Origin of the sequence: Novipirellula rosea (genome assembly GCF_039541335.1) — a bacterium.
Lineage (GTDB): Bacteria > Planctomycetota > Planctomycetia > Pirellulales > Pirellulaceae > Novipirellula > Novipirellula rosea.
The window spans coordinates 23,684-33,876 of the sequence record NZ_BAABGA010000011.1 but is presented as its reverse complement, the minus strand read 5'-3'; the positions used below and the strand labels follow the sequence as shown (position 1 = coordinate 33,876).

General features: G+C 56.4%; 9 protein-coding genes and 1 pseudogene. 4 read left to right on the top strand and 6 right to left on the bottom strand.

Translation table 11 applies throughout. The annotated features are described in order from the left end of the window. The 4 genes and pseudogenes from ABD971_RS04570 to ABD971_RS04555 all read right to left on the bottom strand — a co-directional run. A pseudogene (locus ABD971_RS04570) lies at positions 1-184 on the bottom strand (glycosyltransferase family 2 protein); the annotation flags it as partial. Further along, on the bottom strand, positions 171-1,310 hold the full coding sequence (locus tag ABD971_RS04565; RefSeq protein ID WP_345319861.1) for an O-methyltransferase: 1,140 nt from the start codon (positions 1,308-1,310) through the stop codon (positions 171-173). The gene ABD971_RS04565 and the pseudogene ABD971_RS04570, both read right to left, overlap by 14 nt. Before the next feature lie 40 nt (positions 1,311-1,350). Then, complete coding sequence (locus ABD971_RS04560) at positions 1,351-2,736, bottom strand: glycosyltransferase family 25 protein (RefSeq protein ID WP_345319859.1); 1,386 nt, start codon at positions 2,734-2,736, stop codon at positions 1,351-1,353. Next, positions 2,714-3,274 carry a hypothetical protein gene (locus ABD971_RS04555; RefSeq protein ID WP_345319857.1) on the bottom strand — a complete coding sequence of 187 codons (561 nt, stop codon included), beginning with the start codon at positions 3,272-3,274 and terminating at the stop codon, positions 2,714-2,716. The genes ABD971_RS04560 and ABD971_RS04555 overlap by 23 nt, the downstream gene beginning before the upstream one ends. Positions 3,275-3,354: 80 nt before the next feature. On the opposite strand from ABD971_RS04555, the gene ABD971_RS04550 reads away from it, so the two are divergent. From ABD971_RS04550 to ABD971_RS04535, 4 genes are all read left to right on the top strand, one after another. Continuing rightward, positions 3,355-3,897, top strand: a complete 543-nt coding sequence (locus ABD971_RS04550; RefSeq protein ID WP_345319856.1) for a DUF1697 domain-containing protein — start codon at positions 3,355-3,357, stop codon at positions 3,895-3,897. 383 nt (positions 3,898-4,280) lie between these two features. Next, the gene (locus tag ABD971_RS04545; RefSeq protein ID WP_345319854.1) at positions 4,281-4,679 is read left to right on the top strand and encodes a hypothetical protein; all 399 of its coding nucleotides are present in this window, start codon (positions 4,281-4,283) and stop codon (positions 4,677-4,679) included. Positions 4,680-4,781: 102 nt separating this feature from the next. After that, entirely contained in the window at positions 4,782-5,135 is a 354-nt protein-coding gene (locus ABD971_RS04540) for a hypothetical protein (RefSeq protein WP_345319852.1), read from the top strand. Between the two features lie 648 nt (positions 5,136-5,783). Beyond that, positions 5,784-5,975: a hypothetical protein gene (locus tag ABD971_RS04535; RefSeq protein WP_345319850.1), complete on the top strand. Its 192-nt coding sequence runs from the start codon at positions 5,784-5,786 to the stop codon at positions 5,973-5,975. A 155-nt stretch (positions 5,976-6,130) separates the two neighbouring features. On the opposite strand, the gene ABD971_RS04530 is transcribed toward ABD971_RS04535, so the two are convergent. Together ABD971_RS04530 and ABD971_RS04525 are read right to left on the bottom strand one after the other, a co-directional pair. Then, positions 6,131-6,922 (bottom strand): hypothetical protein, encoded by a 792-nt coding sequence (locus tag ABD971_RS04530; protein ID WP_345319848.1) that lies wholly within the window; start codon positions 6,920-6,922, stop codon positions 6,131-6,133. Beyond that, positions 6,922-10,065, bottom strand: coding sequence for a phage tail tape measure protein (locus tag ABD971_RS04525; RefSeq protein ID WP_345319846.1), 3,144 nt, complete (start codon positions 10,063-10,065; stop codon positions 6,922-6,924). The genes ABD971_RS04530 and ABD971_RS04525 overlap by 1 nt, the downstream gene beginning before the upstream one ends. Between the last annotated feature and the right edge of the window lie 128 nt (positions 10,066-10,193).

The following is a 10,193-nucleotide window of genomic DNA, read 5'->3' as shown; positions in this document are numbered from 1 at the left end:
TGATCACGGTGCAGCGTTTTGCGGTTTCAGGGTACTTGCCGCTGAACCTTGTCTCGGGCAGCCCGTCGTCCACGACAATGATGTTGGGACTCTCGATATGCTGATGAAGCGATTCAACCAGCCGGTGACAAGACCAGGGGCGATGAATCGTCTTGATGCAGAAAGTGATCTCACTGAGTTTCATTCGGCAATTCCTCCGGTAGGATCCTGGCGAGGCTTCCGGCTAAAAATCTCTTTGGCAGTTCGCCGTAGCGGGACCGATCCGCGTCGTGAAGAATGGTCTGCGATCTGGATGCCCAGTGGCGACAGGCGAGGACTCTGGCGCGTCCATCGACCAGCACGAGGTCGGGCGTCCGATCAGTTACGGCGTGGATGTAATCTTCGAATTGTCCTGGTTCGGCCGGTCCAAACTTTGGGCAAGGCCAGGCCGGAGGTGCGAAGAGGACCTCCACGTTGGGCGGAAACGGTGTGACGCGAGCGAGCCATTTGGAGTTGTGCTCAACGGTAGTTACTTTCGCTACTCGATCAGCCAACCAAAACGTTGAGTGTCCGCAGCCATACTCTAGAACGTGAAAATGCGGCTCAAGAAGTGATTCCAGAGCCGCAATTTCATCAGCTTCCATCCACGGCTGAGGGTCAACGTATGGAAGTTTGACGGGGTGATAGATCGTCTCTCCCAATCCAATCGGCTGAAACGGCATCCAGGTGACACGGTGTAAACTCGGAATGCTGACGGGTGTTATCCCACAGCGGGCCGCTAGCGTTGCAAACCGTAATTCTCCAGTTACCTCGCCAAGCCCTTGCAGATCCTCGGAGTATAGCATCGCAATCTGATTGAACGTCGCATGCGATACCATGATGCAAGAGAAGGGAACCATGCCCGTTGCTAGTGGTCGCAAGTCAGCCGGGATGTGTTGTCGCTGGCGGCGAAACCACTCTGGCTCTCGATGGGCCAAACGGATGGACGGCGCCGCGAGTGGAAACGGTGTCACGGGGGACAGCAGATCGTCGATGGATTGGTTGACCAGGGTATCCCACTCGACAATGAAGTATCGATCTGCGGATACGCGACGATTGCGAAACCAATCGATCAGTAGCAGGTCCGTTGATTTCGCTTTGAGTTGCGGACGTTGTTCGATTTGGGCTCGCCAAAGCGAATGCGAGAAGTCAGCGATGGACTCCCCGGTTGCAAGTCGCGTTGCGGAGGAGACGGCGACGGTCGGGCCGGACGAGAAACGCTGGAGTCTCGCAAAGTGATTGCGGGTCACCGGATCATCGTCGTGATGCAGGAATACGGAGCAAATGGTCACGCGTTTTGGTTTCTCGAATTGAAGGGCGACGCGTCGGAGCTCACCCGAACTTCCGCAGTTCAGGATTGACGTGGTCGATGGCCGAAGCGATCTCCTCGGCCGTTGGCTGGATGCCAAGGAACTTGATCAAATTGCAAATGACCTCTTCGGGATGTGTGGTCAACTCGGCGAATTCGATGCGGAAGAGGTCAATCTCAGGATGCTTTTCCAGGAATGCATCGCGGTGCTGCATCAGGCTGCGCTGCAGACGCTCGCATTGTTCATCATTGGCAGCAAACCATTGGCCTCGATGTTTTTCGGAGCGGTTTTGCAGACTTCGAATAGACGCCTCAATGTCACGCTCGACACTGATGACCTTCAGTGAACCCCCGAGGCCAGCATGAAGATGCTCGACAAACCGGCACAGATGCGGGTATTTGCCACCGGCCACTGTCTTGTCACGATTCGCCTCCGCTTTACGGTTGACGATCCATGCCTTCAGCTGTTGCGTCAGCTGCTCATCTGACATCGTGGGATCGACGGCGGGAAATCGCATCGCCTTTTCACAAAGCTGGGCCAGTCCGACGGCTTCGCCACCGCCGGTCGCCTCGTAACCACCGAGCTGGTTGCCCATATGGACGCCAAGATGATGCATAACCATGGCTACACAGGATGTCCCCGAGCGATGGGGACCGAGCACCGCGAAGAACGGGGCGTCCGAATGGTCGGCGTTGCGGGCGTCGTTGAAGAAGCGTGTCTGTTCCCACTTGCGACCGCAGATATTGGACTTGGTCGGTAGTTGCCCGACGAGCCAGCGGTCGGGGGCGTAGACCGCAATCGACTCCTTGTCGACGTTCTTGCCTTGCACGAGTGATTGGTAGCGTCGCTGGGTCAATCGCCCAAGATGGTGATCAATGTGATGTTTCGAGTGCCAATCAATCCAGTGGAGGTGTCGGTACAAAACCTTCATATTCTCACGACCACGGACCATGAACGCATGCGTTCGATTGACGTTGTAGGGCCGGTAAACGTGCTCGCTGATTTTGTGTGGCGGGTGTTTGCCGGCATAAAGATGTTGGCCACCGAGATACGCAAGTCCCCAATCGGCCGGCAACTCGGTGATGTAGGCTTTGAGTTGATGGGCGAAGTCTTGGCAGAACCCGGCGTCGTCTTCGAAGACCACATACGAATCGATACGCTCGATCAGGCATTTTTCTAGAATCAATGCGTGCGAACGGTAACACCCCCAAGCTCCGTTTCCGGCACGCCACTGGGGCGGTGTCGCGACACGGCGTCCGTCGATCGCCGTAAAACGCTCGGGATGAGGAAACGGCCAAGGATCGGGCAGTTGCTCCATCCACTCTTTGAGCCGATCCTCGCGTCGATCGAGGTTCATCAGAAAGCATCGCTCGACGATCGGCCGATCAATCGCGATCTTCGTCGTCATTCGGCTCGGGTGCTCCGTCGGGGAATTTGCGTCGGAACTTTCGGACGGCAGTTTGAACGAGTGACTTGGCGATGACGCGAGTGAACCTTCCATGGGGCATTCCTCTCAATTGAGCTTCTTCGAGTAACCAGTCGGCGATCGTGTCGATGTTTCGCAGGCAGCCTTCGGCGCCCCAGTCGTTCATCGTGTCGACTCGCGTTTCGCAGTTGCACGTTTCGCTCGGCTTTGCGAACCATGCAAGCATGTTTTTCAGTTCGTTTCCCGGACCGGGCCGGTAATCGGTGATCTTCAACGTTGCAGGTTCTTGCTGACGATCTGGCAAGTAGCAACCAAGCATCGCGTACAGTTCACGCGTGTCTTTCTTGCGACGCTTCTTGTTGACCAAGGCCATGCCGATCGTGACGACGTTGATCGCTCGCGGGTTAGATTCGTTTTGACACGCGTTGCATGCCGCAGGTGTTACTTTGGCTTGGCAGCCTGCCAGGCCCGAGGCAACTTCGCAGACGTTGTTGGGTGTCAGGTGGGGGCAGTGGATCATGGGGTTATTGCTGACACATGTTATGATGTGCTAGGGTCATATCAAACGTTGCAAACAAACATCAAGCTATAGGCATTTCGTTGAAGACAATCTGGATTGCGCTGTTCCGAGGCATAAATGTGGGCGGCAAAAACAAGATGCAGATGGCACCGCTCAAAGCAGGGATGGAGTCGATTGGTTGCGAGAACGTTCAGACCTACATCCAGAGTGGAAATGTAGTCTTTGAATCATCGCTAAAGTCAAAGAAGTCGATCCAAACGAAGCTCCTCGATACTGTCGAGGAGCAATTTGGTTTTCGTTCGCACTTGATCTTGTTAACGAAAAGTGAATTACTAAAAGCAATCGATTCGAACCCGTATGCTGACGCGACGGCAGACCCTAAGTCGCTCCATTTTTTCTTTTTGGATGAGTCACCGAGTGATCCTGACTTGGATGCCATTGAGGGACTACGTGCCGATTCTGAATCCTGCTTGTTAATTGATTTGGTTTTCTATTTACATGCACCGAGCGGCATCGGCCGGTCCAAGGTTGCTGCTGGTGCCGAACGTAAGCTTGGCGTCGCTGCGACCGCAAGAAACTTTAACACCGTCAAAAAGTTATCGGAGATGATCAACTTTGGGTGATATGGGCATTACATCATGCGGTCATCTCCGTCACTTGGCCGTCGTAACTTCCCGTGCTTGAGGGTGGTTCACCGGGATCCTCGCAGTCACTATCGACTAGTTCCCAACCGCAGGACCAGATCCAGGTGCTGTTACACGGTTCACTCGATCCGCTGCTGTCATAGGACGGTTCCTCGACGGAGTAGCTGTGGCTGAGACGATTCGACCCACTGTCGCTGGGGTGGTTTGATTCCGACGTGGAATCGTGACTTTGGGATGGTTTTTCACTGGTACTATCACTGGCACTCCCAGATGAATCTCCGTAGCTCCGATCATGACTTTCACTCGGCCGATCGCTTCCGGAGCTTTCAGAGTCCTCGCCAGAGCCGCTATCCGAACGTGAAGTGGATTCGGATCCACTTGAAGAAGCCGCCACGCTGGTGGAAGCATTGCTAGCAGATTCGGATGTGCTACCTGAGTACGATCGTGAAACGCTAACAGAATCGTGCCGAGAATTGGAGCTCTCGTTAGCGCTTGGTTCACTATCCGAACCACTGTCTGATTTGCTGGCGGAATGCGATACCGATTTTGACGTGGATTGCGAGTCAGAGTCGCTCGACAAGGATCCGCTGAGGCTGCTTGCTGACGCATCCCAACTGTGTGACGGCGAGGTTTGGGAAAGCGAATCCGAGTGGCTGTCCGATTCGCTCTCTGAAACGCTGGATACAGATTCGCTTGCAGTCGAATTCGATGCCGAATCAGAACTACTGAGTGACGTGATGCTGCCGGAATCACTGGATTGACTACTAACACTACTGGAAGATTCTGATTGACTCGATGACGACGCGGATGACGATGACGAACTCTCCGAACGGCTGGAGGATGCGGACGCCGCGGAAGACGAGTTGCTGCCCGACACCGATGGTGACGATGACGAAACGCTGCTTAGCGAAGGGCTGCTACTTGAGAAGCTTGAACTTGAATTGGACGAACTACTGTGGGATGGTGACGACGAGCTACTGTCGATCGATGATTCGCTGGATGAACTCGATCCGCTGATGCTCGAACTATCTGACGAACTGCTGCTAGACCCACTGCTCGCCGATGAGGATGACGAGCTACTGCTGCTAGACGAGCCACTCGATGAATGCGATTCCGATGAGCTAGACGATGACGATCCGCTCGATGAAGAGTTGCTCGACGATGACGAGCTGGACGAACTGCTGCCGTCGCAACAGCGGCATCCGATTGTCAGGTAGCTGCTGGTGTCTTCATGGAAGTGACAGATAATCTGCTGGCTCGCCAACAATGCGTAGTCGCAGACATTGTAGACCGACACACGCGGTCCGAGCGGTTTCCAACGAGTCCCATCAAAACGCAGCTCGCGAGCAACGCCCCAAGATTTCGCCTTCAGACGTTTCGTGGGCTTACATAGAAGCGTTTGTTTCGGTGGGTCGATCACCCACGAACGCTGCCCATCGAAGCTTACTTGCAGGTATTGTCTGGGCGAGTCGGCAATCGGCCCGCGGATTCGCTGTGCTGAATGATTCCGAGCGGTAATCCGGACCGTGTTACCGTCCGGATCAGCGACGGGCTCAACGTCGCCTGCTTCGTCGAGTTGGTAGAGGTCGCAATCGGCACTGCCCGTGCGCATACCTCGGCGTTCCGCGATGCCACCGGCGGGAACTTCGATGAAATAAACCGGAGCCGCAGACCGGCCGACGCGAACGACCGCCCATTGATCGCCAAGTTGGCTGGGATCATTTCGCCAAAGGATTTGGGCAGATCCATCCGGCTTGGACTGAAGTGTATCGCCCCCCGTCTCACCCACGTCCGCAAACTTATGCCAAGTCTTGGCGACGTTGATTCGCGCGGCCACAACGCCATCGAACACGACGCGGCCGACCTTGTCTTCCGCAATCGGTTCGATGGCAACCCCAACGCGACCGGTGTGCTCCTGTTCGTTGGGGATAACGCACTGGATCGTCGCATCGCGAACGAAGCGTGCGAGTTCGGTCGGCCCCACCGTTGGATCGGTCAGTGGCGAATTGAAACCGACGATGCCGCCAATCGGAATGGTCGCTGCCGACGTGTTATGAACACGGACAGTCGCTGCGTTTCGCACATGTGTGCGGGGACCACCGCCACCAGGCAGGCGGTTGCGATGGGCTGCATCGGCCGCAGCGAGCAACCGGTTGTATTCAGCGGCGGTGATATGGAATGGATCGCCGGGACGGACGCGTCGTGCCATCGTTTACGAAATCCCCAGCACGCCGAAATTACCACCGCGATAAACCTGCTCGACGTAGGCGGCCTCAGGAACCTGCAGCACCCGATCACCCACTACTTTCTCACCGTGTTTGACCCACAAGTAATCCCACCCGTATTTTTCGACGCCGCTGATGTTGCCAATAGTCAGATTCGATTCGTTGGGCCGAGCAGCGAAGTGATAGGTGACGTCGACCCAGTTGTTTTCATCCTCACCTCCTTCGCCACCTAGGAACAATGCTTCGCCGGCAGCGAAAATCGACCAGGGCGACGAGTTGGTTCGCCCGGTCATCGAGACCATTGCCAGTAGATACGCCGTTGAAACGTACTCGAACTTCTTGCGTACCGAGAACTCGAATGCCGGCACGGTAATGTCAACGCCGGCAACGCCTGAATCGCTGACGCCAATCGCTCCGTGGTAGATGGGAGCAACGGCACCCGGCGCCGCGTAGACGCCTCGCGTTTGCAAAGATTGGTTCAGGTGGGTCGTCGCACCGGTAGTGCTGAACGAAACAGGATCCAGTTTCGTTTGATTCAGCGTGATACTGACCAAGGCATGCCGAGCATTGATGTATTCCGCATCGATCTGCAGGTGCGGAATCAGCTCATGGTGATTGGCGTCGTAATAGGAAAAGGCTGCGTCGGCTGCGGCAGTCGGGTCAACGTCGCCGTCGTTGGTGGCAACGTAGGCAGCAAAGTCCGAGTGTGACTTGCCTCGCGACGCTTTCTCGGAAAGAGCCGCAGTGTCAAATTGGTAACTTCCCGATGTGAAACTCATCAGCTGAACACCAAGCCTCCCGATCGCGAGCGTTCGACGAGGCGTCGGGTGTTTTCGGCGGTTGCGATGATTGCTCGCTTCATATCGTCAGTGATGCCGTCGCCTGAAGAGGCGGGCAATCGCAACGAGGCGGTTGTGCCCGATAACGCTGCTTCGAAATCGCTGAGCGACTGTCGCACCAAAGCGAGGGCTTCGTTGACAGCTGCGATGTCCAGTGTTGGCTGGTCGATTGGCAACTCAGGTATTTCGGGATCAACCGGCTCGGGGACGTCCGCGGGGACCGCGGCATCCGCCTTGTCAGGAATCTCCAATTTAGGAGCGACGATCACTTCGCCAGCGTCCTTGACTGGTTCCAACCGGAGCTGCTCAAGTTTTTGGGCGCCACTTCCGAGCCCCAGTCCGAGCGTCTCAAAATCGCCGGCCGTAGCGGTCTGTGCTGGATCGGTCTCTGGACCTGACGAGAAACGATCCAGCGAATCCTTGGCATCACGATCAAGGCCGAGTTTCAGATCCTTGGGGTTTGGCGGTTGCAGCTCAGTGTCATCGATGCCTGGAAGGTCGACGGGAAGAACATTCACATCGCCCGGTTTGGGAAGAGCCGTCGGTTGAGGTGGCACCGGCAGTGCATCTTCTGCTTTCGGCTTACCGTTCTCATCGGACGGCGCCGTGGCGTTGTTCGCACGTTCGACGGCGGCATCAAAATCGGCTTGTGCTGCAGCGATTTCCGCGTTTCGATCGTTGTCGCGGTCTACGGCTGTCGGCCGGCCCGCTTCTCGAGCGGCCTTGGATTCGGCACGCATTTGATCCAGCGTTGCCTGGACACCCGCGGTCGTATCGTCAATCAGGTTTTGACGCGCTGCCTGAGCCGCGTCGTTTTCGCGAAACTGCCGCTGCTTGGTTTGATCGACAGCCGCGTTCTTAGCATCGGTCTCGGCATCGATCGCCCGCATATCCGCATTGATGTCCTGACCCTCGCGAGCCTTGCGACGTGCTTCGAGCTGAGCAGCGATGCCTTTTTGCATCTCGATGCGGTTGGCTTCGATCTGCTCTTTGCGTTTTGCACGACGTTGTTGCCGCTGGATAATCGCTTGTTGGCGCTGCTGTTCTTCGGCTGCATCGGCTGCTCGGGTGTCAGCGTCGATCTTTGCCATTTCAACATCGACGTTGATGTCATCGTCGAACAGTGCCTTCAGCTTGATCCAGGCTTTCTTCAGAAATCCTACGGTGGAGTTCCACATTGATTTCACCTGACCAACAAACACGGTCCAGGTGTCGGCCAAGTAGTCGACAGTTTCCACCCAGGCTTGTTCGACGCCGGCAAGGGCGTTGATCAACACGCCTCCTATCTGGACTGCAACATCGCCCGCGATATCAACGAGTTCGTGCAGTTTGAGAAATCCCTTCTTGAGGAAGCCGATCGTGTTGTTCCAGCCTTTTTGAACGGCGGAGGTAAGGATCGTCCAACCATCGGCCATGAATCCGAGCGTGTCGTTCCATACGCCAGCGAGGCCCGATAATGCACCGATCAAAACATCGCCAATCGCATACGCTGAGTCTGCCCAGACATCGGAGATGTACTGAGTGAATTCGGCCCATTTTGCTTTCAAGAAAGTGGTGCCCGTAATCCACTGCAGTTTCAGGTAAGACCACAGCACATCGGCCGCTGCGGTGATGTCGCCGGCGGCTAGAGCGTTGGCGATCGCACCAAAAGCGGCAAGTGTTTCCGCTTTAAGGACTTCGAAGACGCTGCCGAGATATTCGATCGCTTGGCCGGCGATGCCGGTGGAATACAGGAAATAGCCACCTAGCGCCGCGATGGCAGCGACGACTAGCCCCAACGGCGTGAACAACATCCCAACCGCGCTGACGATCACTCCGATGGAGGCACCAATGAAACTAAAGATGCTGGCCAATCCTCCGACGGCGAAGGATGCCGCAGCGGCAAACGAACCGAGAGTGAACAGTGCGGCGCCGATACCAATGATTGCGACCGCACTTGCCGCCGCAATCTTGACGATTTTCTGATTCTTGTTGATCCACTCGATCACGCCTGACGCCGCGCGGCTGAACGCGTTGACCATATTGGTGACGCTGCCTTCGAGTGATTCTCCGATCGCGATGGCGACGCCTTCGATCGACGACTTCAATATTCGGAACGCTCCACCGAGTCCGCCTTCCATCTCTTCCGATGTTTTGGCGGCAATCCCGCCGGCATTTTGAAGCTCTTGGTAGAGCTTGCGAGTATCAGCTACCGATTTGCCGATCGAACTGGCAGCAGTGATTCCCAACAGTCCGAAGACCTCGTTGAGTTTTTCCGCTTTTTCAGCCGTTCCCATGTTCTCGGTGGCTGCGGCAACTTCGCCGAGGATGTCGACCAGCGACCGTGCGTTACCTTTGGCGTCTTTGGTCGCCACGCCGAAGACCGCTTGGAACTTCTTGGATTCTGCGGCACTGATGGTGAGCAACCGACGCATCGCATTACCGGCCGACGAACCCTGGATGCCCATGTTGCCAAGTGTTCCGAGGATCGCCAGCGTCTCTTCGAGACTCAAGTTGGCGTCCGCAGCGACCGGGCCGGCGTACGACAAAGCTTCGCCGAGAGACTCCACCGTGTTGAACGATTTGTTGGCTGCGGCGGTCAGTCCGTCAGCAACGCGAGTGGCATCACCGGCTTCCATACTGAACTGACGGATTGTTGCCGCCATGATGCCGGATGCCTGGGTTGCATCGGTGCCCGTTGCTCGAGCCATGTTCATCACGGCGGCAGTCATGCGTTCGATCTGCTCCGGCTTGAAACCGGCGCGACCGAGTTCCGTCATCAGCGAAGCGACTTCGCTAGCGGAGTAGCTGGTTGTGGCTCCCAGCTTCTTGGCCGTATTACGCAGAGACTCAAGCTGCGTTTCGGTCGCCTGAGTAATGGCGGCGACACCTCGCATGGCATCGTCGAAGTTCGAAAAGATGGCGACGCTGCCGGCCAGAGGGGCTGCGGCAGCGGTGCCCAAACCCATCAACTTCGTGCCGAGCATTCGTGTTGATTGGCCGAACGATTGCAGTCGTTTTTGAGCCGATCGTAGGCCTTTGACGAACGCTGCATCCTTGGTCAGCAGTTCGACGTAGGCGGCTCCGGCTCGGACTTGGGACATGAATCAGAAGTTCCAAGAGATGCGTCGGACGGGTGAAACGCTGCACCCAAGAGACTGGCGACCTGGCGAACGGTAGCTCGCGCCGGAACTGGCTTGGTCGCCGTGTAGGGGTTGAAATCGTCGGGCTT